Below are 21,751 nucleotides of genomic sequence, written 5' to 3' on the forward strand. Positions count from 1 at the left end.
TAGTTGGTCCGTTTTGTCGCGCTCCCTTGCGGGCGGCGCGAGGGCGGGCGCATGCGCCCGCGCGCGGGCCCGGCCGCCACCCTCTGCTACGACTCCGGCCGGCCGCGCCTGCTGCAGCTCAGCTCAGCCGCGCGTGCTTGTGGTCGCGCTGAGCTTCGCCTCCGCTGCGGGCAGGTGCCGGGCACTCGTTCCTCGCGCCCGACCCCTACCCTCCGCTGCAGCTCAGCTCAGCCGCTCGATGACCATCGCCATGCCCTGGCCGCCGCCGACGCACATCGTCTCCAGGCCGAACTGCTTGTCGTGCCACTGGAGGGAGTTGATGAGGGTGGTGGTGATGCGGGCGCCGGTCATGCCGAAGGGGTGGCCGACGGCGATCGCGCCGCCGTTGACGTTCAGGCGGTCCAGGTCGATGCCCAAGTCGCGGTAGGACGGGATCACCTGGGCGGCGAACGCCTCGTTGATCTCGACCAGGTCGATGTCGGAGACCGAGAGGCCGGCCCGCCGCAGCGCCTGCTTGCTGGCCTCGACCGGGCCGTAACCCATGATCTCGGGGGAGAGGCCGGAGACGCCGGTGGAGACGATCCGGGCCAGCGGCGTCAGGCCCAGCTCGCGCGCCTTGGTGTCGGACATGATGACCAGCGCCGCGGCGCCGTCGTTCAGCGGGCAGCAGTTGCCCGCGGTCACCAGGCCGTCGGGGCGGAAGACCGGCTTGAGGCCGGAGACGCCCTCGGCGGTGACGCCGGCGCGCGGGCCGTCGTCCTTGGCGACGACCGTGCCGTCGGGCAGCGTGACCGGGGTGATCTCCCGCTGCCAGAAACCGTCGTTGATCGCCTTCTCGGCGAGGTTCTGGGAACGCACGCCGAACTCGTCCATGTCCTGGCGGGTGACGCCCTTGAGGCGGGCGAGGTTCTCCGCGGTCTGGCCCATCGAGATGTAGGCGTCCGGGATCAGGCCGTCCTCGCGCGGGTCGTGCCAGTCGGCGCCCTCCTGCTCGGCGCGCGCCGCGGTACGGGCCTCGGCGTCGGCGAAGAGCGGGTTGTGGGTGTCGGGCAGGCCGTCGGAGCTGCCCTTGACGCTGCGCGAGACGGTCTCGACGCCGGCCGAGATGAAGACGTCGCCCTCGCCGGCCTTGATGGCGTGCAGGGCCATGCGGGTCGTCTGGAGCGAGGAGGAACAGTAGCGGGTGACGGTGCAGCCCGGGAGGTGGTCCATCCCCATCTGGACGGCCACGATGCGGCCGAGGTTGTGGCCCTGCTCGCCGCCGGGGAGGCCGCAGCCGAGCATCAGGTCGTCGATGTCCTTGGGGTCCAGCTCGGGGACCTTGGCGAGGGCGGTCTCGATGATCTTCGCGGTCAGGTCATCCGGCCGCAGATCCTTGAGCGAACCCTTGAAGGCGCGGCCGATCGGGGAGCGGGCGGCTGAGACGATCACGGCTTCGGGCATCACACGGCTCCAAGTGCGCAGGAATTGGGCGGACTGTGAGGGAAGTTACCTGCACGTAGTGCTGAGGTCACGGGGTCCGCGCTGTGATGCGGGCCTCTTTTCTAAGCGGGCGCTTATGTGAACGAGGAGAGGCCGCGGGGTATTCCCCCGCGGCCCCTGCCCGGAGGGTGCCTCCCTCCCCACCGCCTACCGCCGGCCGCTGCCCGGGGCGTGACGGGGCGGCCGCCCCGTCACGGGGTGACCGAGGACGGGTCCGTCGGCTCCGGCGCCGGCAGCTGGCGGCGCCTGCGGTGCTTGAGCAGCGCCCAGGGCGCGCGGGAGGCGGTGACCTCCGTGCCGCCCTCGGAGGCCGCCTCGGCGGCCGCCTGCTCGACCGGGAGCAGCCCCTCGCCGCGTGCGGGCTCCGGCTGCTCCTTCTCCGGCCACAGGCCGAGCGAGGCACACAGCGTCGGCAGCACGGCCATCGCGGCGGTGGCATAGCCCTCGGCCGACGGGTGGTAGTTGTCCGGCCCGAACAGCTCCCGTGGGCGCGCCTCGAATTCGGGGCCGAGCAGATCGCCGAGCGAGACCGTACGGCCGCCGCTCTCGATCACCCCGATGGTCTGGGCCGCGGCGAGCTGCCGGGAGAGCCGCCGGGCCACCCAGCGCAGCGGCTGGTAGACCGGCTCGATGGTGCCCAGGTCCGGGCAGGTGCCGACGACCACCTGGCAGCCTGCCGCACGCAGTGCGCGCACCGCCTCGGAGAGATGGCGGACGGACTGCGCGGGCGGCATCCGGTGGGTGACGTCGTTCGCGCCGATCATGATGACGCAGACGTCCGGGGTCTTGGTGCCGTCCGCCAGCATCAGCTCCACCTGGCGCGCCAGGTCGTCCGACTGCGCGCCGGGCAGCGCCACATTGCGGAAGTCGACGGGCAGCTCGGAGAGCGCGGCCAGGCCGGAGGCGAGCAGCGCGCCGGGCGTCTGGCGGGCGCGGTGGACGCCCTGGCCCGCGGCGGTGGAGTCGCCGAGGAAGCCGAGCCGCAGCGGCGCGCGGTCGGTGCGGTGGTCGAAGGCGGCGCCGTAACGGCCGTCGGCGCACGGCGGAATGTCGCTGGAGCCGCCGACCGTACGGCGCGCCAGCCGGACCTCGGTCAGCAGCACCCCGACGGTGGCCACCCCGAGCAGCCCGATCCCGCCGCCGCCGAAAGCGGCGGCGGTCGCGATCCGCCGGGCCACTCTGGCCCTGGACATCGTCATCGGCATGGGCCGGGCACCTCCCCGCGCAGTGCGGGCGCGCCCTGGCTCCGGGGCCGGACGCGCTCTTGAATCGGCAAGAACTCCTACAACAGGGTGTTGCCCGTTCCTGCACGGAACGCAACGCACCCCTCCTCTAACGGACCCGGGCAATAGGCTGGCCGTACGGGCGCAGGAGAGCGTGCCCCTGACCGCGGAGACCACCGTGCAGTTTTACGATTCGATGATTGAGCTGGTCGGCAACACCCCGCTCGTGCGGCTCAACAACGTCACTCGAGGGATCCAGGCCACCGTCCTGGCGAAGGTCGAGTACTTCAACCCCGGCGGGTCGGTCAAGGACCGGATCGCCGTACGGATGATCGAGGCCGCCGAGCAGTCGGGTGAGCTGCAGCCCGGCGGCACCATCGTCGAGCCGACATCCGGCAACACCGGTGTGGGCCTGGCGATCGTCGCCCAGCAAAAGGGTTACAAGTGCATCTTCGTCTGCCCGGACAAGGTGTCCACGGACAAGATCAATGTGTTGCGGGCCTACGGTGCCGAGGTGGTGGTCTGCCCGACCGCCGTCGACCCCGAGCACCCGGACTCGTACTACAACGTCTCGGACCGGCTGGTGCGCGAGACGCCCGGTGCCTGGAAGCCGGACCAGTACAGCAACCCGAACAACCCGCGCTCCCACTACGAGAGCACCGGTCCCGAGCTGTGGGAGCAGACCGCGGGGCGGATCACCCACTTCGTGGCGGGTGTCGGCACCGGCGGCACGATCAGCGGCACCGGCCGCTACCTGAAGGACGCCAGTGACGGCAAGGTCAAGGTGATCGGCGCCGACCCGGAGGGCTCCGTCTACAGCGGCGGCTCCGGGCGGCCGTATCTGATCGAGGGCGTCGGCGAGGACTTCTGGCCGACCGCCTACGACCGCACCGTCGCGGACGAGATCGTGGCGGTCTCGGACAAGGACGCCTTCCAGATGACCCGGCGGCTCGCCAAGGAGGAGGGCCTGCTGGTCGGCGGCTCCTGCGGGATGGCCGTGGTGGGTGCGCTGGAGGTCGCCGCCAAGCTCGGCCCGGACGACGTGGTGGTCGTGCTGCTGCCGGACAGCGGCCGCGGCTACCTCTCCAAGATCTTCAACGACGAGTGGATGGCCGACTACGGCTTCCTGGAGGAGGGCGGCCCCGCGGCGCGGGTCGGCGAGGTGCTCCAGCACAAGGAGGGCGCGCTGCCCTCGCTGGTGCACATGCACCCGGAGGAGACCGTCGGCGAGGCGATCGAGGTGCTGCGCGAGTACGGCGTCTCGCAGATGCCGATCGTCAAGCCGGGCGCCGGGCACCCGGACGTGATGGCCGCCGAGGTCGTCGGCTCGGTCGTCGAGCGCGAACTGCTCGATGCGCTGTTCACCCAGCGCGCCTCGCTGACCGACCCGCTGGAGAAGCACATGTGCCCGCCGCTGCCGCAGGTCGGCTCCGGCGAGCCGGTCGCCGATCTGATGGCGGTCCTGGAGAGCGCGGACGCGGCGATCGTCCTCGTCGAGGGCAAGCCGAAGGGCGTGGTGAGCCGGCAGGACCTGCTGGCCTATCTGGCGCGCGAGGCCGGCAAGTAGCAGCGGGACCCGGCGGCCGGGGCACGGGGCGGTGACCGTCCCGCGCCCCGGCCGCCGTCCCGTTCCACACCTGTCACGGCGTCAAGTGGACGTCAGGAAACGGGGCGTCGCCGCAAGGTGTACGTATGCGTCATGTTCTCGCAGCACGGGCTTAACACGCGTCGGGCAGATTGATGTCACGGCGACAAGGACCTCCGGAGCGGCTCCCGGACCTCCACCGTCGCCACCGGATGCGACGACCGGCATTACCCCGGAACGCGTCCCGTGCGGGGACCGCCGTCGTCCCGCCCCCGGCAGTGCCGGGGTGCGGCGGTCCCCGCACCCTCCGGCTCCCGCCGAAGTCTTCAGTCCGCTGCGGGCTTCAGGCTCCCGCGGCCTTCGGGCTCGCGGCCTTCGGGCTCCCGCAGTCGTCGGATCCGTGCCGTCCTCAGCCGCCTGCGTCGTCGCGGCGGTCCGTGCGTGAGCGCACCAGCCCGGGCAGGCCGCTGCCCTGTACGGCGTTGACGCCGACGATCCCGGCCCAGCACATCAGCAGTCCCGGTTGCCCCGCCAGGCTCGCGGCGATCGCGGACAGCGGCACGGCCAGCACCAGCGAGAGCGCGGCGAACCCGAACCGTTCCCAGAAGTCCCGGCCGCTGCCCGGGGGACGCGGCGGCCGGGCGCCGCGGGCCACCTGGACCTGCTGCTCGGCGAGTTGCCGCCGCACCCGCTGGTCGACGCTCCGCTCCAGCTTCTCCAGGAAGGACTCCAGGAGCTCCGACTCGTACTCCGGACCCAGTTCCTTGCGCGTCTGGAGGGTCGCGTCGAGTTCCTTGCGCAGCTCGGGGTCGTGTGTCGCCATGCCGTGAGAATACGGACGCCGGCGGGGCGGCGCGGTAGGGCTAGCCCCCCGATCCGGCGGCACTTTGGTGGTCCTGGGGTGCCGCGGGCTGTGCCGTGCGGGCGGTGTCGCGGCGGGCGGTCAGCCAGTACAGGACGGCCGGTACGGCGAGCCCGACGAGCCAGGAGACATCGGCGCCGCCGAGCGGTGCCACCAGCGGGCCGGTGTAGAAGTGCGTGGCCAGGAACGGGAGCTGGGCGAGCACCCCGAGGACGTAGACCGTCAGCGCCCGCACGTTCCAGGCACCGTAGCGTCCCGCGGGGTCGCTGAGCGCCGGGATGTCGTAGCGCTCCTTGGAGATCAGGTAGTAGTCGACGAGGTTGATCGCGGACCAGGGCGTGAAGAAGGTCAGCAGGAAGAGCAGGAAGTCCTTGAAGGACGTCAGGAACGAGTCCTTGCCCAGGAGGGCGACGGTGGTGCCGGCCACCATGATCCCGGCGATGTAGGCGGAGCGGCCGCGCGGCGTGAGGGTCCGCTGTCCTCGGAAGCCGCTGACGCTGGTGACCAGCGACATGAACCCGCCATAGGTGTTGAGGATGTTGATGGTGAGCTTGCCGAGCGCGATGACGAAGTAGAGGAGCGAGGCGATCAGACCCGCGCCGCCCAGGCCGACGATGTAGCTGACCTCATGCCCCACGAAGGACGCGGGCGCCGCGGCGGCGGCCAGCGCGCCGAACGTCATCGACCACTGCGAGCCGAGCACCGAGCCGGACAGCGTCCACCAGAACGTGGCGCGCGCCGAGGTGTGCCGCGGCAAGTAGCGCGAGTAGTCCGCGACGTACGGGCCGAACGCCAGCTGCCAGGAGGCCGAGAGGGAGACGGCGAGCAGGGAGACCGGCAGCGCGAAGCGGTGGTCGGCGAGGAGCGTGCCGAGGTCGGTGCGCTGCAGCAGCCGGATGCCGAGGTAGACGAAGGCCAGCGCGCAGACCAGGCCGGCGATCTTGCCGAGGGTGTGGATCAGGCGGTAGCCGACGGCCGCGGCCACGGCGGTGACCGCGGCGAAGAGGACGATCCCGGGGGTCTCGCCGAGGTGCGTCAGCTCGCCGACGGCCTGCCCGGCCAGCACGCTGCCGCTGGCGAAGAATCCGATGTACATCACGATGACCAGCGCCAGCGGGACCACCGCGCCGCGCACCCCGAACTGGGCCCGCGAGGTGATCATCTGCGGCAGTCCGAGCCGCGGTCCCTGGGCGGAGTGCAGCGCCATCACCGCACCGCCCAGGAGGTTGCCGAGCAGCAGCCCGATCAGCGACCAGAAGGCGTTCGCCCCGAAGACGACGGCCAGTGCGCCGGTGATGACGGCGGTGATCTGGAGGTTGGCGCCCAGCCAGAGCGTGAACTGGCTGACCGCGCTGCCGTGCCGTTCGTCGTCGGGAACGACGTCGATGGAGCGCCGTTCGACCACACCTGCCATGAGTCCGCCTCGCGTCGCGCCTGTATGGATTCATGCAGGATCGGTTGCGATGAATGGAAGGTCAATAGGTGGGGGGTGATTCGTGGTGACGGACGTGGTGCGGCCGGGCGGCCCGGCCGCCCCCCGGCGGTCGGGCCGCCGGGCCGCCCGGTCGGTCAGGCCGCGGTCACCCCGTCGGTCGGCCGCAGCTCGTCCGCGTAGGAGACCGAGACCCGTCGCATCAGCCCGTCCTCGGTGATGTCGTACTGGCCCAGCCGCCACAGCGGTGGCGAGTAGGCGTGCACCGACACCGCATCGTCACTCGCCCCGGTGAGCCGGTGGATGTGGTCCGGGCCGAAGGAGAAGGAGGAGCCCGCGCCGACCGCGGTGGCCAGGTGCTCGCCACCGATCCGGGGGTTGGACTCGGTCAGTACGCCCTGGACGACACGGACCGCCCCGGAGGAGAGGTCGTGGTCGTGCCAGCCGGTGTCGTTCTGCCGGGTCCAGCACAGCAGCCAGACATCGACGAACTCATCGCGGTGCAGGGAGGCGTAGTGGCGCTCGGTGTCCGAGAAGGCGACCTGTTCGCGCCACAGGTCCGGGCGGGTGGCGAGCTCCTCGACCAGGTCCTGCAGCTCGCGCTTGTCGAGGTTGCGCTCGGGCAGTGCGGTGAACGGCTCCTCGCCGTCGGGGACCTCGCGGGCGGTGGCGGCCAGGGAGGTGCGGTTCGTCATGGGCGGGCTCCTTTCGTCGGGCCCAGCAGGCGGGCCGGGTTGGCGGTGCGCAGGGCATGGACGGCGGCCTGTGCGCCGAGGTCGGGGAGGACGGGTTCGGCATAGGGGCGGTCGCTGCCGCTGACGACGACATCGATGCCCGCGGCCCGGACCAGCGCGTCGACCGCCCGGGTCCCGTACGAGGACGTCTCGTAGAACGCCTTGCAGTCCACCCGGCCGCGGTCCCGGCCGCCGCCACGGGCGACCAGCCGTTCGCCGTGCAACGGGGCCAGGCCGGCCAGGGCCGCGAAGCAGACCCGCAGGTCCGGGTGGCGCGGCCGGCCGAAGGCGCGGAACGCGAACCACGAGGCGTGCAGCTGCTGGAGGTAGGGGACCAGGGCGGGCCACCAGGCGGGCGCGTCCCGGTCCGCGGGCGGGGCCGGGCCGGGGTGGACGAACAGCGGCGCGTCCCGCTCGGCGGCGGCGTCCAGCAGTGGTGCGCAGCGGGCCCACCCGGCGGCGTCGAGCAGGGCGGTGGCGGGCAGTTGCAGCCCCACGCAGCCGCGGGCCAGCTCGCGCCGCAGCGCGTCGGGGTCCGGCTCGGGTGCGGACAGGCAGGCCGAGGCCCAGACGCCGAAGGGGGCGGGCAGGTCCAGCGCGCCGTCGTGGAAGGCGGCGAGCAGGGGGGCGGCCTCGGCAGGCGGCAGATATTCGATGCCGAGCGGGCTGGAGAGCGACACCAGGGCCAGATCGAGGCCGTCGGCACGGGCGAGCCGGGCGCGGGCCGCGATGTCGTGGTCGGCGGGATCGACGGCGTACGGAGGCTCGCCCGGCAGGTGCAGCGTCCAGCCGTCCAGCCGCGGCGGCGCACTGCGGGACCGCAGCAGCGCGAGGAACTCGGGCGGCCAGAGGTGCTGGTGGACGTCGGTGGGCACGAGCCTCCCTCGGGGTGCGGGCGGCGGAGCGGGGCGGTGGTGCGGGCGGAGGGGCGGGGCGTCGCACGCGTCGTGGTCCACGCCCTGGGCCGCTTGCTCAAGCGCTTCACTTAACCGTTTAACTTAACCGTTTAAGTGAAGCGCTTAACCGCGAGTGCTGTCAAGGCCGCGCCGGATCCGGCAGGTCGCTGCCCTCCCCGGCAGGCCGCTGCCGTCCCCGGGGGGCCGCCCGGCGGGCGCCGCATCGTGACCGGCTGCCGCGCCCTCCTTGGGTAGGCTTCCGCACATGGCCAGGCCCAATAAGCGCACCACCCTCCGCGAGGTGGCCGAGGCCACCGGCCTCTCCACCGCGGCCGTCTCCTACGCGTTGCGCGGCAAGCATGTCTCCAAGGAAACCGAGGAGCGGGTGCGCAAGGCCGCCGCCGAGCTCGGCTACGAGGCCGACCCCATTGCCCGCGCCCTCGCCAGCGGCCGTACGAGCACGGTCGGTGTGCTCGCCGGCGATCTGCAGGACCTGTGGCAGCAGCAGCTGATGGCGGCGATAGGGCGTGAGCTGCTGGCCGGCGACCGCTATGCGCTGATCCTCGACGCGGGCGGCGACCCCGGGCGGGAGCTGTCCCTCGCCAAGCAGCTGCGCGACCAGCGGGTGGACGGCCTGCTGGTCTCGCCCGTCGACCCGTCCGCCGAGGGCTGGTCGGCGATCGCCGACGCCGTGCCGGTGGTCTCCATCGGCGACGCCCTGAGCCGGGCCCGTACGGCGGGCGAGGTGCTCTTCGACAACCGGGCCGGCATCGATGCCGTCCTGGACTACCTCCGGGGGCTGGGCCACCGCAGGGTCACCGTGCTGACCCCCACCGGCCCCTCCACCCCCGACCGCCCCGCCGACGTCTATGTGCGCGAGGCCGCCGACCGCCTCGGCATCGAGGTCGAAGTCCTGCCCTGTCCGCAGGAGTTGGGTGAGGCGACCGCGATGGCCCGCCGGGTCCTGGCCAACAGCCCGGCCGACCGCCGGCCGGCCGGTCCCCTCCCGGTCACCGCCGTCTTCTGCTTCTCCGACTCCATCGCCTACGGCGTCTACGCGGCCGCCGCCGAGGCCTCTCTCACCGTCGGCCGTGACCTCTCGGTCGTCGGCTTCGACGACCACCCCGTCTCCCGGGTCCTCACCCCGCCCCTGACCACCGTCGACTGGGGCCTGAGCGAGATCGCCAAGGAAGCCGCCCGCCTCGCGGTCGCCGCCATCGAGGGCCGCCGGGTCCGCCGCAAGCGCATCCTGTGCGCCCCGCGCCTCTCGGAACGGGGGTCGGCGGTGGCGGCGCGGCGGTAGCCGGCGCCCGAAGAGCGGTAGCCGGTGCCCGAAGAGCGGTAGCCGGTGCCACAAGAGCCGCCCCGTGCCCTGCCGGTGGCGCCCCGTCAGCCGTGCGGTCGTCGAACTGCCCCGTGAACGGCCGCGTTTGCTGGGAAATTACCCTCCATGGATCTTGCATTTGCGACGTCACCCATAGGCTGATCAAGGAATCGATCCACACGGGGAAACGGGGATATATGAGGTTCCGTAAGACCGCTGCGACCGCGCTCACCGCACTGACCTTTGCGGGGATGGCAGGTCCCGCCTCCGCGCACACTGCGGTGCATTCCGCGAAATCGGTGAGCGACGCGAAGGGATTCAAGCTGAAGTCGCTCAGGTCGCCGGACGGCAAAACGCTGACGGCCACCCTTTCCATGCCCGCCGGCTACCACTTCACCGTGGCCGGCGAGAAGCTGGAGCTGGTCGGCCCCGGCCATCGGACGGTGGGCCGGCTGGGCACCGCCATCAAACTGAAGAACGGCAAGACGGCGCACGTCAGCTACCGCGCCAAGGGCGCCACGGTAACCGTGCGGGCGACCCGCAGCTTCCGGGATCTCGGCGTCTCCGCGCGGAGCGTGGCGGCCGAGAGCTACTCCCGGTGCGCCAACGACAAGATCAAGGATTACGTGGTGTCCGGTGGGATAGGCGGCTGTATAGCAGGCGCCGAGACCGGGTGTGCCGCGGGCGCCACGGCGGGGGCTTTCGGAGGCCTGGTCTCCGGCGCGGTGCTTTCGCTTTCCGATTGCTGATGACGGGCAAGGAAACGGGAAAGAAAATAGGCAAGGAATGAGGAAGGCGCTGATCGCCGGAGTTCTCGCGGTCGTGGTCGTTTTCGCGCTCACGCACACCGTGTTCTCCGGATTGACGGAACCTGCCCGGCTCGGGCTGAGCATCGTGGCCGGAGCGGTCGTCGGAGGGGTGCTGCGCGGCGGGCAGCTGCGCAGATGACCTGAGACGCGGGGCGGGCCGGGCCGTGGTGCCCGGCCCGCCCTTGCGCTGTTCTCCCGCGTCCGGTCCCGGGGTCTCCGGCGTCCGGTCCCGGGGTCTCCGGCGTCCGGTCCCGGGTCTCCGGCGTCCGGTCCTCGGGTCTCCCGCGTCACGTGCCCGGGTTCTCTCCCGCCTCCGGGCCCCGGCTGCGGAGCCCCGTGCCGAGGAGCAGACTGGTGCTGGATGCTCCGGTAGCGTCGGGCGCGTATGCCGGTGGTCGGCCGACGGGCGGATGGGCGGGTCCTCGATGAAACGGTCCTCGACGAGTGACACCACGGCGGCCGGCGGCGCCGTGCCGGCGGACGGCGGCGCGGGATCCGCGCCCCGGAAGGAGCCCGCGGACCGCCTGGAGGCCCACCGCACCGAGCTGACCGGCTACTGCTACCGGATGCTGGGCTCGGCCTTCGAGGCCGAGGACGCCGTGCAGGAGACGATGGTGCGGGCCTGGCGGGGCTACGACCGGTTCGAGGGGCGGGCATCCCTGCGGTCCTGGCTCTACCGGATCGCCACGAATGTGTGCCTGGACCTGCTCAAGGGCGGTCAGCGCCGCGCCCGGCCGATGGATCTCGCCTCCCCGTCGAGCGTGGACACCCCGGTCGGCGCCGGCCTGCCCGAGGCGACCTGGATCGGGCCCGTACCGGACCAGCGGGTGCTGCCGTCCGCGGCGGACCCGGCGGAGACCGCCGTCGCCCGGGAGTCGGTCCGCCTGGCGTTCATCGCCGCGCTGCAGCGGCTGGCGCCCCGGCAGCGGGCGGTGCTGATCCTCCGGGAGGTGCTCAGCTGGTCGGCGAGTGAGGTCGCCGAGCTGCTGGGAAGCTCGGTCGCCTCGGTCAACAGCGCCCTGCAGCGGGCCCGCGCGACCCTCGCCGCCTCCGGTGACACCGCCGCCGACGTGGCGCAGCAGCCGCTGGACGACGCCCAGCAGGCGCTGCTGCGGCGCTATGTCGACGCTTTCGAACGGTTCGACATGGACGCCCTGACGGCAGTGCTGCACGAGGACTCCACGCTGTCCATGCCGCCGTTCGAGCTGTGGCTGCGCGGCCGCGACGACATCGTGAAGTGGATGCTGGGGCCGGGCTGTGGCTGCGCGGGGTCGCAGCTGGTGCCGGTCGCGGCGAACGGCCGGCCGGCGTTCGGGCAGTACCGCGCGGACGGCGTGCCCTGGGCGATCCAGGTCATCGAGACGACGGACGGCCGGATCACCGCGCTGCAGTGCTTCCTGGACACCGAGCGGCTGTTCCCGCTGTTCGGCCTGCCGCTCCGCCACGGCGGCCCGCCGCCCGCGTGAGGCCCGCCGCCCGCGTGAGGCCCGCGCCGCCGCCGGGGCTCAGCTCACCTTGTGCTTCTTCAGCCAGGCGTCGGCCACCCGGTCCGGGTCCTGCTTCTCCTTGTCGACCAGGCGGTTGAGCTCGGTGAGGTGGGCGGTGGTGAGGGTGTTGCCCAGCCGGGCCAGGGCCTTGCGGACCTTGGAGTCGGCCTTGCGGGCGGCGATCAGCGGGACGATGTGCTGGGCGGGGATGAGGTGCTGGGGGTCCGCGAGCAGGACCCAGCCGTTCTCCGCGGTGTCGACGTCCGTGGTGAAGACATTGGCGATGTCGATGTCGCCCTTCTTCAGCGCGCCCTTGACCAGCGGCCCGGAGGAGTCCAGCGCCTTGAACTCCTTGAATTCCACCCCGTACCGGTCCTTGAGGCCGACGAGCCCGACGACCCGCTTCTTCATCTCGGCGGCCGCGCCGAACACCAGCTTGCCGTTGGCCCTGCGCAGGTCGGCGAGTGTCTTGAGGCCGTAGCGGTCGGCGGTCGCGCGGGTCACCGCGAAGCTGTCGCGGTCCTCGGCGGCGGCGTAGGGCAGGATTTCGAGGCCGTCGGGGAGCACGGTGGCCAGCGCGTTCTGCATGGCGCCCGCCTCGGTCTCGGTGGCCTTCTTGTCGAGGTAGAGCAGCAGACTGCCCTGGTACTCGGGGAGCAGGTCGATGTCGCCGGAGCGCAGCGCGGGGACCACGATCTCGCGGGAGCCGAGGTTGGGCTTGACGGTGGCCTTGACCCCGGCGGCGGTCAGCACGCCCGCGTAGAGGTAGCCGAGGATCTGGTTCTCGGTGAAGTTGGCGGTGCCGATGACCAGCCCGCCGGTACTGCTGCCGCTGTCGCCGCCGGCGCCGTCCCCCTTGAGGGAGGTGATGCCGGAGGAACAGGCGGCCAGCAGCGGGGCCGAGGCGCCGGCGAGGAGAGCGGTCAGGGCGGTACGACGGTTCATGGGCGGGCTCCTCGGTGCGTACGTAAGGGGGCGGGCGACGGGTGCTCAGCGTGCGGTGGCCGGGCGGCAGGCGGTCAGCGCGCGGTGGCCGGGCGGCCGCGGAACAGCAGCCGGGTCAGCCCGCCCAGCGCCAGGTCGGCGACGACGGCGAGCACGGCGACCAGGGCCGCACCGCCGAGGACCTGCACCAGGTCGCGCTGCGCCAGCCCGTCGAAGACATAGCGGCCCAGCCCGCCGAAGCTGACATAGGCGGCGATGGTGGCGGTGGCGACGACCTGCACGGTCGCCAGCCGTACGCCGGTCATGATCAGCGGGAGCGCGAGCGGGAGTTCGACCTGCCACAGGACCTGGCGGCCGCGCAGCCCCACGCCCTTGGCGGCGTCCTTGAGCTCGGGGTCCACGGCGGCCATCCCCGCGTACGTATTGGTGATGATCACCGGCACGGCGAGCGCGACCAGCGACACATACACCGGCCACACGCTCAGCCCGCCCGCGAGGAAGACCAGGGTGACCAGGCCGACGGTGGGCAGCGCCCGGCCGAAGGAGGAGAGGTTGACGGCCAGGAAGGCGCCCCGGCCGGTGTGCCCGATGAGCAGGCCGATGGGCAGCGCGATCACGGCCGCGGCGAGGGTGGCGAGCACCGAGTACTCCAGGTGCTCCAGGATGCGGGCGGCGATGCCCTCGGGGCCCGACCACTGGGCCGGACTGGTCAGCCAGGAAGCGAGGTTCTTCAGGAGTTCGAGCATCGGCGCGTCACGCTGCCTTCCGCCACAGAGAGGTGCGCTGCCGGGAGGTGCCGCGCCGCCAGGGGGTGCACAGCCACTGGACGGTCACCAGCAGCGCGTCGGCGACCAGGGCGAGCAGCAGGGTCAAGGCCACACCGGCGATGACCGGGGTGGGGAAGTTGCGCTGGAAGCCGTCGGTGAAGAGCTGGCCGAGGCCGCCGTAGCCGATGTAGCTCGCCACGCTGACCAGGGAGATGGACATGACGGTGGCGACCCGGACGCCCGCCATGATCACGGGGAGGGCGAGCGGCAGCTCGACGGTGAGCAGGGTGCGCAGCGGCCCGGTCCCCATCGCCGTCGACGCCTCACGGACCTTGACCGGGACCGCGTCCAGCCCCTCGACGGTGTTCCGTACGAGGACGACCAGGGTGTACGCGGTCAGACCCACGATCGCGGTGGTGCGGGTGAGGCCGGTGACCGGCAGGAGGAGGACGAAGAAGGCGAGGGAGGGGATGGTGTAGAGGATGTTGGAGGCGCCCAGGATGAAGCCGCGCAGCGGCCGTATCCGGTGGGCGAGGACCGCCAGCGGCAGCGCGATCAGCAGGCCGAGGAGGACGGCGGGCACGGCGGTGGCGAGGTGGTCGGCGGTCAGGCGGGCCATCTCGTCGGCGTGGTCGGGGAACCAGCCCCACTCGATGGTCATACGGGGCGCTCCGTGGCGGAGGGGGCCTTGGGGGGCTCGGCGTCTCCGGGGGCGTCTCCGGGGGCGTCCTCTGGGGCGGGTGTCTCGGGGGCGCGCCCTTCGGAGGCGGGCGTCGCGGAGGCGGGTGTCTCGGGGGCGGTGGGACCGGCGGTCGCCGCCCGGCCCGCCTCCGCGTGGCTGCGGCCCGCCCGGTCGTGGATGGCGTCGCGGGAGGTGAGGCCGGTCAGCACCCCGTCGTCGGAGACCCGGACGACGGCGGCGGCGGGCGAGGAGACCGCCTCGTTGAGCGCCGAGAGCAGCGAGTCGCTGTCGCGCAGCGGCCGCACGGCCTCCAGCGGGGCCTCCCCGGCCGTCCGGCCGGCGGGCAGCGCGTCGGTGTCCAGCCACCCCAGCGGTTCCCCGCGCGGCGAGGTCACCACGCGCCAGCGGCCGCCGTCGCGGGATATCCCGCCGACCGGCTCGTCGGCGCGTATCGCCCGGCCGGGTGCGTACGGAACGTCCGCGAGGGTGGTGAGCGAGAGCAGCTTGAGCCCGCGCTCGGCGCCCAGGAAGCCGGCGACGAAGTCATCGGCGGGCCGGGCCAGCAGCTCGGCGGGCTCGGCGCACTGGACGAGCCGGCCGCCGGTGCGGAAGACCGCGATCCGGTCGCCCAGCCGGACCGCCTCGTCGATGTCGTGGGTCACGAAGACGACGGTCTTGCGCAGCTCCTCCTGGAGCCGCAGCAGCTCGTTCTGCAGCTGGGTGCGCACGACCGGGTCGACGGCGCCGAAGGGCTCGTCCATCAGCAGGACGGGCGGGTCGGCGGCGAGCGCACGGGCGACGCCGACGCGCTGCTGCTGGCCGCCGGAGAGCTGGTGCGGATAGCGCTTGGCGGCGTCGGCGGGCAGGCCGACCAGCTCCAGCAGCTCGGCGGCGCGGGCGCGGGCCTTGCGCTTGCCCCAACCCAGCAGCAGCGGGACCGTCGCGATGTTGTCCAGGATCGTACGGTGAGGGAAGAGACCGGACTGCTGGATGACATAGCCGATGCCGCGGCGCAGCTCGGCGGCGTCCGCCTCCAGGATGTCGCGGCCGCCGACGCTGATCCTGCCGGAGGTCGGCTCGACCATCCGGTTGACCATCCGCAGGGTGGTGGTCTTGCCGCAGCCCGACGAGCCGACGAGGACGGTGACCCCGCCCTCGGGGAGGTCCAGGGACAGCTCGTCCACGGCGGTGGTGCCATTCGGGTATCGCTTGCTGACTGCGTCGAACTTGATCATCCGCTGCCCCTTGCCCGGCCTGCATAGTGTCATGCAGAGTCATAGGCACGTGAATAGAAGTCAATAGGCGGGAGTGAATCGCCTGCTGCCCCACCTGTTACTTCGGCTCACCGTACGGAGAGAGGTGTCGGACTTCCGTCCACAAAGCGCGTTATAAGAGGGAGTTGAGCCCCTTGGTTTCTCACATGCTGGACAATGGCCCCCGTGTCGGCCGGCGCATCACACTCGACGGCACCGGCCTGCACAGCGCCGACGTCGCCGCCCTCGCGGAGCGCACCGCACACCCCGCGGCGCCCGACCCCAAGGCCTTCGCCCGCGCCGAGGAATCCTGGGAGACCGCACGCCGCCTCGCCGCCACCGGCCGGGTCTACGGGCGCAGCACCGGCGTCGGCGCCAACCGCACGGAGGACGTCGGGGCCGCGGATGCCGAGCACGGACTGCGGCTGCTGCGCAGCCACGCCGGCGCGGTCGGCGACCCGCTGCCCGGCCGTGAGGTCCGCGCCATGCTCGCCGTACGCGCCAACCAGCTGCTGGCGGGCGGCGCCGGCCTGAACCCCGCCGTCATCACCTCCCTGCTCACCGCCCTGGGCACCGGCGCGCACCCCGTCGTCAACGAACACGGCGGCGTCGGCACCGGCGACCTGGCCGCGCTCGCCCAGACCGGACTCGCGCTGGCCGGCGAACACCCCTGGCACTGCGCGTCCGGCGGCCGGGCACCCGCCCCCATCGCCCTCGACAACAACGACGCGCTCGCCCTGATCAGCAGCAACGCCCTCACCCTCGGTCAGTCCGCGCTCGCCCTCGACGAACTGCGCCGGCTCCTGGCCGCTTCTCTCCCCGTCGCCGCCCTCTCCCTGCTCGCGGTGGGCGGCTCGTACGAGCCCTTCGCCGAGCCGGTCATGCTCGCCCGCCCGCACCCCGGCTCCGCCGCCGCCGCCACCCGGCTGCGTACCCTCTCCGGCGTCCCGCCCCGCCCTGCCCCGCCCCTCGGCCGCATCCAGGACCCGTACGGCTTCCGGTGCATCCCGCAGATCCACGGCCCGGCGCTGGACGCCGCCGACACCCTGGACGAGGTGCTGAGGGTCGAGGTGAACGCCGCCGCCGAGAACCCCCTGATCAGCATCGAGGACCAGGCCGCCTACCACCACGGCAACTTCTACGCCGCCCATGCCGCGCTCGCCCTGGACGCCCTCCGGCTGGCCGTGCTGCAGACCGCCCAGCTGTCCACCGCCCGGCTCGCCGCGCTCTCCGAGCCCGACTTCACCCGGCTGCGGCCGTTCCTGGGGGATGCGGCACCGGCCAGCTCCGGCGTGATGATCCTCGAATACGCGGCCGGCGCCGCGCTCGGCGAGATGCGCGCGGTCTCCCACCCGGCCTCGCTCGGCCATGCCGTCCTCTCCCGCGGCGTCGAGGAGCAGGCGAGCTTCGCCTCCCTGGGCGCGCGCCAGAGCCTGCGCGCCTGTACGCACTACCGCCAGGTCCTCGCCTGTGAACTGGTCGCCACCGTACGGGCCTTGCGGATGCGCTCCCTGGAGCCCGACCCGGACATTCCGCTCGCCGCCGCCTATGCCTTCGCCGCCGACGCCCTTGACCCGCGGATGGAGGACCGGCCGCTGACCGATGACGTGGCGGTCGCGGCGGGGCTGCTGGACGGGCTGGCGGAGCTGTAGGGGGGCGGGGGGCGGGGGGCGGGGATGCGGTGAGCGGGTTGGGTGAGGGGCCGGGGTGAGGTGAGGGGCCCGTGGCGGTGAGGGGGCCGGGGTGGTGTGTGGGGTCAGAGTGGTGGTGTGGGGTCGGGGGTGCTCTTACGGCCGGATCGCGGCGCGTATCGCGGACCGGACCGGGTCAGGAATTCCGTACAGTCGGTCGACACAGGACAGGACAAGGCCCCCGACCGGGCCGGGAAGCAGAGGCGATGAGCGGGGACGGGGACAACGGCGGCGGGGACAACGGCGGCGGCATCGGTGGCGCGACCGGCGACGGGCCGCGGGGCAAGGCCGACCGGACGCCCGGCGTACCGGCCACCACGGACACCGGGACGGGGGCGGGGACCGGGGCGGGTGCCGGGACGGGCACGCGCACGGGTGCGGCCGCGGGCGCAGGTGCGAACACCGGGGCGGACGCCACCGGCAGGGACACCACCGGCACGGACGCCACCGCCGTGGAGACCGGCGTCTCCGGGGCGCGCGCCACCGGCAACGGGGCCGGCGTCTCCGCCGCGGACACCGGTACGGCCGCCCGACTCCAGAAGCTCTTCGAGGGCCACCGGCTGACCCCCACCCAGCGGCGGATCGCCCACTGCATGGTGCGCCGGGCCGCCGACGCCCCCTTCCTCTCCAGTGTCGAACTGGCCGAACTGGCCGGGGTGAGCCAGCCGTCCGTCACCCGCTTCGCCGTCGCCCTCGGCTTCGACGGCTACCCGGCGCTGCGCCGCCATCTGCGCGAGGTCGCCCCTATGGACAAGCCGGGTGACACCGGCTCCTACAACGAGTACCAGCAGGCCGTCCAGGCGGAGATCGACAACCTCCACCGGCTCGCCGCCGCCCTCGCCGACCCGGCGCCGGTGGTCGAGGCCGGCCGCCTCTTCGCCGCCTCCCGGCCGCTCCCCGTCCTCGGCCTGCGCGCCGCCACCGCCCAGGCCGCCGGTTTCAGCTACTTCGCCCGTAAGGTCCACCCCGACGTCCGGCTGCTGGACGAGGGCGGCACCATGCTCACCGACCGCGTCGACGCCGCGGTACGCGCCGGCGCGAGCGCCCTCCTCTGCTTCGCCCTGCCCCGCCACCCCCGTGAGGTCGTCGACGCACTGGAGTACGCCCGCACCGCCGGCCTGACCGTCGTCACCGTCGCCGACAGCGCCTTCGCCCCCGTCGCCCACCACACCGACCTCCTGCTCCCGGCCCCGGTCGGCACCGGCCTGGCCTTCGACACGGCCTGTGCCCCCATGCTCCTGGGGCGCGTGCTGCTGGAGGCGATGTGCGACGCCCTCCCGGACGCCCAGGCCCGGCTGGAGGAGTTCGATGCGGGGGCAGCGGCCCGGGGGCTGTTCGTGGAGTAGCGGAGTAGTGGAAGTGGTGGGGCGACGGGGGCCGGGGTGGGCCAAGCCGCGGCACATGACCCCGAATGACCTCCGAATGGCCTCCGAATGACCTCCGAATGATCCTGAATCATCGCGAATGGTCCCGAAGTCTGATGGGGTGGCGCTGAGTTTGACCGGTTTCGTGTGTCCTCATCGGTAAAGAACCCATGTCGCCTGCCGTGCCGCGGGGGAGGATCGGCGCATGGCGATGATCAGGACGACGGGGGTACGGCGCGGGATGCCGCCGACGGTGGTGTTGGCCGTGCTGGGCGCGCTGGCGGCGGGATGCGGAACGCAGCGGCCGGGGGACGGTGCCCGTGGGGGCGAGCCCTCGCGGACCGCGGTGGCGGCGCCGAGCAGACCGGCGGACTTCCCGTGCCCCGGCGAAAGCCCCTCGCCGACGCCGAACCCGACCAGCCGTTCCTCGGGCCCGGCCGCGCCGCCCACCGGCCACTACGCCGAGAACCACGGCTTCAGGGTTCCCCTGCCGCTGCACGGCCAGAGCCGCTGCGACGGGCTCGCGGCCGTCAGCCGCATCGAGCGTGCGCTCGAACCGCTGCGCAGGCGCGGTGACTTCAACCCGGTGAGCACCCGCAGCGCGCTCACCGGCCTCGGCTACCCCGCCGGGAAGGTGCAGTCGCACGAGAACGGTCCCACGGGGGTCAGCTTCCTCATCGAGGCCTCTCCGCTGTGCCTGGAGGGCACGATGGACCGCAGGACCACTCAGGCGGACGCCTTCGGTGGCTACCCCGACCACTCCGGCTGTGACGTTCCGTCCGGTGGTCACTGACCTTCAGCGGCCCACCGGCCAGAAGCGGCCAGAACCGGCCAGAACCGGCCAGACTTCGCCGGCGGAGAGGGCGTCAGGCGCGCGTCAGGCGCCCTGGCCGTCGCCGGCGCGGCCGAGCTCCCGTGTGCCGTCTCAGGGAATCCTCATCCGGGCTGGCTACGCTCCGCTGCCTGTACAGGTGTGTTGGTACACGTGTGCCGGTGCGGGTGTGCCGGTACGGGTGGGAACCGAACGGTCTCGGGGCGAGGAGGTCTGTCGTGGGGCACGGGGCGTATGCGCTGGCGCGGGTGACGGTGGTGGTGCGGGCGCCGGCGGGCTGGCTGTGGTGGCCGGGGCTGCTGGCCGCGGGGATCGGGGCACTGGTGCCGGGGCTGGCCGGGCGGACGGTCGGGTTGTCGGCAGGGGCGGTGCTGTGCGTGGGCGCGGCACTGGTGGTGTACCTGGCGCGGCGCGGCCGGTACACGGCGCTGGCGCGTGACGCGTCGCGTGCCGGGAAGGCCGTCATCCTGCAGGACCGGGCGGTCACCGTCCGGGTCTGGCGGCGGGCGCACCGCTGGTGGCTGCTGGGCGCCTTCCTGGCCGCGGTCGCTTCGTCCTGCGCGCTGCCGGCGGCCGGCGGGCTGCTGATGGCCGGGGCCGCGCTCGGGCTGTGGGGCAAGGCGCTGTGGCTGGGCCGCTGGGAGCGGGAGCACGAGGCGCTGCTGTGGGCGCGGACGGAAGCCGCCACGCGAGGCGGCGCGGCGGGCAAGGAGATCCGCGAATACGCCCTGACCGGGACGGCCGCGGGCGATGCCCGGCCCGGCGGGGCACGGCGAGGGGGAGCGCGGACCGGCGGTCCCCGGGCCGGGGCAGTACGCACCGGCCGCTGAGCGGCGCGCGGCGGCGGGCACCCGGCCCGCGGATACGGCGGGCACCTGGCCCGCGGACGCGGCGGGCACCTGGCCCGCGGACGCGGCAGGCACCCGGCCCGCGGGCCCGGCGGACATCCGGCCCACGGACCGTCCGCCGCCCCCTGCCTACTGCCGCCCTCGCCTACTGCCGCCCTCGCCTACTGCCGCCCTCGCCTACTGCTACTGCCTCCCGAGCTCGCCCAGCGACTTCGCGTGTGCGCCGCCGCTTTCCGCGGTCAGCTCCTCCAGGGTCTGCGGGGTGCGGACGGTCGCGAAGCGGATCCCGCCGTCCGCGTCCGCCGCATAGCCGTAAATCCCGGGGCGGGGAAGGGAGTTGTAGGCGAAGTGGGTGGAGAAGTAGTAGGCGCCGGTGTCCAGGAGGGCGGCGTGGTCGCCGGCCTCCAGGCGGGGGAGCGGACGGTTCTCCGCGACCAGGTCACCCGCGAAGCAGCACGGCCCCGCGACGTCCTGGGCGACCGGAGCGTCCGTCTTGGGACGCCCCTCGGCGTCATAGGCCGCGACCCGGATCGGCCAGGCCTCGGGGACGAAGACCGTGCGGGTGGCGACCTGGGCACCGGCGTGGGTGACGGCGATCGGGCGGCCGCCGGCCGACTTGGCGTACTCGACCCGGGCGAGGACCGTGCCGTGCTTGGCCAGCAGCGAGCGGCCGAACTCGGTGACGAGCCCATAGCGCCCGGACAGCAGGCCGGGGGCGGTCGCGTGCAGCAGCGCGGCGTACTCGCGGTAGGTCGGGGTGGTGGCGTCCGAGGAGAAGTTGACCGGCAGACCCCCGCCGATGTCGAGGGTGCCGATCTGGCGCCGGCCGGCCTGCTCGTTGATCTCCTCGGCGAGGTCGTACAGAGCCTTGACGCCCGCGGCCATCAGCTCCAGGGGCATGCCCTGGGAGCCGACATGGCCGTGCAGCCGGGTCAGCCACGGGCGGTCGAGGAAGGCCTGTACGACCCAGTCGCGGGCGCCCTCGTCGCGCAGTCCGACGCCGAACTTCGAGGTGTCCGTGGCGGTGCTCATCGCCCCGATGCTGCCGCCGCCGATCTGTGGGTTGACCCGCAGGCCGATGGGCGCGTTGCTGGGCGCCGAGGCCATCAGCGCGTCGATCCGGGCCAGCTCCTCGGGGTTGTCGGCATTGACGGCGATCCCGAGGGCCAGCGCCTCACGCAGTTCGGCGAGGGTTTTGGCGGGCGAGTCCAGGACGGTCCGGGCGACCGGCACCCCGGCGGCACGGGCCAGCGCCAGCTCGCCGGGGCTGGCCACCTCGCAGCCGAGTCCCTCCTGCGCGAGCAGTCGCAGTACGGGGACGAGCGAGGCGGCCTTCACCGCGAACGCATGCAGGACCGGGGTGCCCGGCGCGGTGAACTCCTCGAAGGCGGCGCGGAGTTCGGCCGCCGACCGGCGGATCCCGGCGATGTCGAGCAGTCCGGCAACGGGCTCGCCGGGGCCTACCAGCCCGCGGGCGATGGCTGCCTGAATGGCACGGTCTCGCTCCGTGAAGTTCATGGGTCAACTCCATCATT

Annotated in this window: 20 protein-coding genes; 9 read left to right on the forward strand and 11 right to left on the reverse strand. The window is 73.1% G+C overall.

Features of this window, described 5'->3' with window-relative positions; all coding sequences use genetic code 11:
* Positions 1-222 precede the first annotated feature (222 nt).
* Positions 223-1,443, reverse strand: a complete 1,221-nt coding sequence (locus ACGFR7_RS28780; protein ID WP_393324903.1) for an acetyl-CoA C-acetyltransferase — start codon at positions 1,441-1,443, stop codon at positions 223-225.
* Between the two features lie 230 nt (positions 1,444-1,673).
* Positions 1,674-2,687, reverse strand: a complete 1,014-nt coding sequence (locus ACGFR7_RS28785; protein ID WP_393324905.1) for an SGNH/GDSL hydrolase family protein — start codon at positions 2,685-2,687, stop codon at positions 1,674-1,676.
* A 196-nt stretch (positions 2,688-2,883) separates the two neighbouring features.
* Between ACGFR7_RS28785 and ACGFR7_RS28790 the strand changes: the two genes are divergently transcribed.
* Positions 2,884-4,272: a cystathionine beta-synthase gene (locus tag ACGFR7_RS28790; protein ID WP_393324907.1), complete on the forward strand. Its 1,389-nt coding sequence runs from the start codon at positions 2,884-2,886 to the stop codon at positions 4,270-4,272.
* 427 nt (positions 4,273-4,699) lie between these two features.
* Here the strand turns inward: ACGFR7_RS28790 and ACGFR7_RS28795 are convergent, their stop codons facing one another.
* From ACGFR7_RS28795 to ACGFR7_RS28810, 4 genes are all read right to left on the reverse strand, one after another.
* Positions 4,700-5,113, reverse strand: a complete 414-nt coding sequence (locus ACGFR7_RS28795; RefSeq protein WP_393324908.1) for a hypothetical protein — start codon at positions 5,111-5,113, stop codon at positions 4,700-4,702.
* 40 nt (positions 5,114-5,153) lie between these two features.
* Positions 5,154-6,566, reverse strand: coding sequence for a purine-cytosine permease family protein (locus ACGFR7_RS28800; protein ID WP_393324910.1), 1,413 nt, complete (start codon positions 6,564-6,566; stop codon positions 5,154-5,156).
* Between the two features lie 155 nt (positions 6,567-6,721).
* A complete protein-coding gene (locus ACGFR7_RS28805; protein ID WP_393324911.1) occupies positions 6,722-7,279 on the reverse strand; it encodes a cysteine dioxygenase in 558 nt (185 codons plus the stop codon).
* A complete protein-coding gene (locus tag ACGFR7_RS28810; RefSeq protein WP_393324913.1) occupies positions 7,276-8,193 on the reverse strand; it encodes an amidohydrolase in 918 nt (305 codons plus the stop codon). The genes ACGFR7_RS28805 and ACGFR7_RS28810 overlap by 4 nt, the downstream gene beginning before the upstream one ends.
* Before the next feature lie 286 nt (positions 8,194-8,479).
* Between ACGFR7_RS28810 and ACGFR7_RS28815 the strand changes: the two genes are divergently transcribed.
* The 4 genes from ACGFR7_RS28815 (at position 8,480) to ACGFR7_RS28830 (ending at position 11,813) form a co-directional block, all read left to right on the forward strand.
* Positions 8,480-9,517, forward strand: coding sequence for a LacI family DNA-binding transcriptional regulator (locus tag ACGFR7_RS28815; RefSeq protein ID WP_393324915.1), 1,038 nt, complete (start codon positions 8,480-8,482; stop codon positions 9,515-9,517).
* Positions 9,518-9,837: 320 nt separating this feature from the next.
* Positions 9,838-10,287, forward strand: a complete 450-nt coding sequence (locus ACGFR7_RS28820) for a hypothetical protein (protein WP_393324917.1) — start codon at positions 9,838-9,840, stop codon at positions 10,285-10,287.
* 37 nt (positions 10,288-10,324) lie between these two features.
* Complete coding sequence (locus tag ACGFR7_RS28825) at positions 10,325-10,486, forward strand: hypothetical protein (RefSeq protein ID WP_393324919.1); 162 nt, start codon at positions 10,325-10,327, stop codon at positions 10,484-10,486.
* A gap of 286 nt (positions 10,487-10,772) precedes the next feature.
* The gene (locus tag ACGFR7_RS28830) at positions 10,773-11,813 is read left to right on the forward strand and encodes a sigma-70 family RNA polymerase sigma factor (RefSeq protein ID WP_393324921.1); all 1,041 of its coding nucleotides are present in this window, start codon (positions 10,773-10,775) and stop codon (positions 11,811-11,813) included.
* A gap of 39 nt (positions 11,814-11,852) precedes the next feature.
* Here the strand turns inward: ACGFR7_RS28830 and ACGFR7_RS28835 are convergent, their stop codons facing one another.
* From ACGFR7_RS28835 to ACGFR7_RS28850, 4 genes are all read right to left on the reverse strand, one after another.
* Complete coding sequence (locus ACGFR7_RS28835; protein WP_393324922.1) at positions 11,853-12,779, reverse strand: ABC transporter substrate-binding protein; 927 nt, start codon at positions 12,777-12,779, stop codon at positions 11,853-11,855.
* Between the two features lie 74 nt (positions 12,780-12,853).
* A complete protein-coding gene (locus ACGFR7_RS28840; protein WP_393324924.1) occupies positions 12,854-13,525 on the reverse strand; it encodes an ABC transporter permease in 672 nt (223 codons plus the stop codon).
* Positions 13,526-13,532: 7 nt separating this feature from the next.
* Entirely contained in the window at positions 13,533-14,207 is a 675-nt protein-coding gene (locus ACGFR7_RS28845; protein ID WP_350251305.1) for an ABC transporter permease, read from the reverse strand.
* Positions 14,204-15,463: an ATP-binding cassette domain-containing protein gene (locus ACGFR7_RS28850; protein ID WP_393324926.1), complete on the reverse strand. Its 1,260-nt coding sequence runs from the start codon at positions 15,461-15,463 to the stop codon at positions 14,204-14,206. Before ACGFR7_RS28850 ends, ACGFR7_RS28845 begins: the two co-directional genes overlap by 4 nt.
* A 185-nt stretch (positions 15,464-15,648) precedes the next feature.
* Here ACGFR7_RS28850 and ACGFR7_RS28855 point away from each other — a divergent pair, with 185 nt between their 5' ends.
* From ACGFR7_RS28855 to ACGFR7_RS28870, 4 genes are all read left to right on the forward strand, one after another.
* Complete coding sequence (locus ACGFR7_RS28855) at positions 15,649-17,133, forward strand: aromatic amino acid ammonia-lyase (RefSeq protein WP_393324928.1); 1,485 nt, start codon at positions 15,649-15,651, stop codon at positions 17,131-17,133.
* A gap of 599 nt (positions 17,134-17,732) precedes the next feature.
* Positions 17,733-18,518: a MurR/RpiR family transcriptional regulator gene (locus ACGFR7_RS28860; protein ID WP_393325032.1), complete on the forward strand. Its 786-nt coding sequence runs from the start codon at positions 17,733-17,735 to the stop codon at positions 18,516-18,518.
* Positions 18,519-18,741: 223 nt separating this feature from the next.
* Entirely contained in the window at positions 18,742-19,329 is a 588-nt protein-coding gene (locus tag ACGFR7_RS28865) for a hypothetical protein (RefSeq protein WP_393324930.1), read from the forward strand.
* 257 nt (positions 19,330-19,586) lie between these two features.
* Positions 19,587-20,198, forward strand: coding sequence for a hypothetical protein (locus tag ACGFR7_RS28870; RefSeq protein ID WP_393324931.1), 612 nt, complete (start codon positions 19,587-19,589; stop codon positions 20,196-20,198).
* A gap of 201 nt (positions 20,199-20,399) precedes the next feature.
* Here ACGFR7_RS28870 and ACGFR7_RS28875 read toward each other — a convergent pair whose 3' ends face one another.
* Complete coding sequence (locus ACGFR7_RS28875; RefSeq protein ID WP_393324933.1) at positions 20,400-21,734, reverse strand: diaminopimelate decarboxylase; 1,335 nt, start codon at positions 21,732-21,734, stop codon at positions 20,400-20,402.
* Between the last annotated feature and the right edge of the window lie 17 nt (positions 21,735-21,751).

It is taken from the genome of Streptomyces sp. NPDC048516 (genome assembly GCF_043199875.1).
GTDB lineage: Bacteria > Actinomycetota > Actinomycetes > Streptomycetales > Streptomycetaceae > Streptomyces.

What these genes read in the sequence shown, in the direction of transcription:
- ACGFR7_RS28780 (WP_393324903.1), bottom strand. Translation starts at nt 1,443, where the DNA reads ATGCCCGAAGCCGTGATCGTCTCAGCCGCCCGCTCCCCGATCGGCCGC.
- ACGFR7_RS28785 (WP_393324905.1), bottom strand. Translation starts at nt 2,687, where the DNA reads ATGCCGATGACGATGTCCAGGGCCAGAGTGGCCCGGCGGATCGCGACC.
- ACGFR7_RS28795 (WP_393324908.1), bottom strand. Translation starts at nt 5,113, where the DNA reads ATGGCGACACACGACCCCGAGCTGCGCAAGGAACTCGACGCGACCCTC.
- ACGFR7_RS28800 (WP_393324910.1), bottom strand. Translation starts at nt 6,566, where the DNA reads ATGGCAGGTGTGGTCGAACGGCGCTCCATCGACGTCGTTCCCGACGAC.
- ACGFR7_RS28805 (WP_393324911.1), bottom strand. Translation starts at nt 7,279, where the DNA reads ATGACGAACCGCACCTCCCTGGCCGCCACCGCCCGCGAGGTCCCCGAC.
- ACGFR7_RS28815 (WP_393324915.1), top strand. Translation starts at nt 8,480, where the DNA reads ATGGCCAGGCCCAATAAGCGCACCACCCTCCGCGAGGTGGCCGAGGCC.
- ACGFR7_RS28825 (WP_393324919.1), top strand. Translation starts at nt 10,325, where the DNA reads ATGAGGAAGGCGCTGATCGCCGGAGTTCTCGCGGTCGTGGTCGTTTTC.
- ACGFR7_RS28830 (WP_393324921.1), top strand. Translation starts at nt 10,773, where the DNA reads ATGAAACGGTCCTCGACGAGTGACACCACGGCGGCCGGCGGCGCCGTG.
- ACGFR7_RS28835 (WP_393324922.1), bottom strand. Translation starts at nt 12,779, where the DNA reads ATGAACCGTCGTACCGCCCTGACCGCTCTCCTCGCCGGCGCCTCGGCC.
- ACGFR7_RS28840 (WP_393324924.1), bottom strand. Translation starts at nt 13,525, where the DNA reads ATGCTCGAACTCCTGAAGAACCTCGCTTCCTGGCTGACCAGTCCGGCC.
- ACGFR7_RS28845 (WP_350251305.1), bottom strand. Translation starts at nt 14,207, where the DNA reads ATGACCATCGAGTGGGGCTGGTTCCCCGACCACGCCGACGAGATGGCC.
- ACGFR7_RS28850 (WP_393324926.1), bottom strand. Translation starts at nt 15,463, where the DNA reads ATGATCAAGTTCGACGCAGTCAGCAAGCGATACCCGAATGGCACCACC.
- ACGFR7_RS28855 (WP_393324928.1), top strand. Translation starts at nt 15,649, where the DNA reads ATGCTGGACAATGGCCCCCGTGTCGGCCGGCGCATCACACTCGACGGC.
- ACGFR7_RS28865 (WP_393324930.1), top strand. Translation starts at nt 18,742, where the DNA reads ATGGCGATGATCAGGACGACGGGGGTACGGCGCGGGATGCCGCCGACG.
- ACGFR7_RS28875 (WP_393324933.1), bottom strand. Translation starts at nt 21,734, where the DNA reads ATGAACTTCACGGAGCGAGACCGTGCCATTCAGGCAGCCATCGCCCGC.